The organism is Neglectibacter sp. X4 (assembly GCF_009917365.1).
In the GTDB taxonomy this organism is placed as follows: Bacteria; Bacillota; Clostridia; order Oscillospirales; family Acutalibacteraceae; genus Acutalibacter.
Window position 1 is genome coordinate 1 of sequence record NZ_QWLE01000185.1, and the last position, 942, is coordinate 942.

General features: G+C 54.6%; 1 protein-coding gene. It reads left to right on the forward strand.

Annotated features, from left to right (window positions below; all coding sequences use genetic code 11):
- The first annotated feature begins 47 nt into the window (after positions 1 to 47).
- Positions 48 to 917, forward strand: a complete 870-nt coding sequence (locus tag D1841_RS17570) for a hypothetical protein (protein ID WP_160644957.1) — start codon at positions 48 to 50, stop codon at positions 915 to 917.
- Positions 918 to 942 lie beyond the last annotated feature (25 nt).

The following is a 942-nucleotide window of genomic DNA, read 5'->3' on the forward strand; positions in this document are numbered from 1 at the left end:
AGAAAGGCTATGGGGCTTTCCTGATCCAAGAAAGGAAGTGCCAATAAATGGCAAATACCGTTAATCTCGTTACTGCCTTCCGTCCCCTGACGGATGAAAAATTTACTACCGAGAGCAAGAAGGCCCTGTTGACCAATACCGACTATGATTGGAATGGGGCGCACTCCATCAAGGTTTACAAGGTGTCTACTTCCGGGATGAACGACTATGACCGGGGCGGCACCAACAGCACCACAAATTGGAGCCGCTTCGGCCCTGTGTCCGGTCTGGATGCCACCACCGAGGAAATGACGCTTCGCAAGGACAGAAGTTTCACCTTCGCTGTTGACAAGCTGGATGTGGATGAAACCGCCCAACAGCTTCAGGCGGCAAGCGCCTTGGAACGCCAGCTTCGTGAAGTCTGCATTCCTGAAATTGACAGCTACGTTTACAGTATCATGTGTGCCGGGGCCGGTCACAAACCCGCCGCCGTGAAGCTGACTGCCTCCAACATCTGCGGTGAAATCTTCAAAGCCAATACCGCCCTGGACAACAGCGAGGTTCCCGAAACCGGACGCATTATCACGGTTACGCCGGATGTGTACTTGCTGATGAAACAGAGCAAGGACATTTTCTTGGAAACCGACATTGCCGAGGATATGCGGTTGCGTGGCGTGATTGCCCAGCTTGACGGAGCCAAGATCATCAAGATTCCCGCCAACCGGCTTCCCGCTGGTTTTGGGTTCATGGTGTGCCACCCCGTGGCGACTGTGGCCCCGACCAAGCTGGAAGATTACCGCATTCACCAAGACCCGCCCGGAATTTCCGGTGATCTGGTAGAGGGCCGTATCTGCTACGATGCGTTTGTGTTGGACAACAAGAAATCCGGCATTTACTATCAGGCCCAGCCCAGCACCGGCGAGGAAGCCAAGGAATAACCCACCACGGGGCCGCATGGGGAAA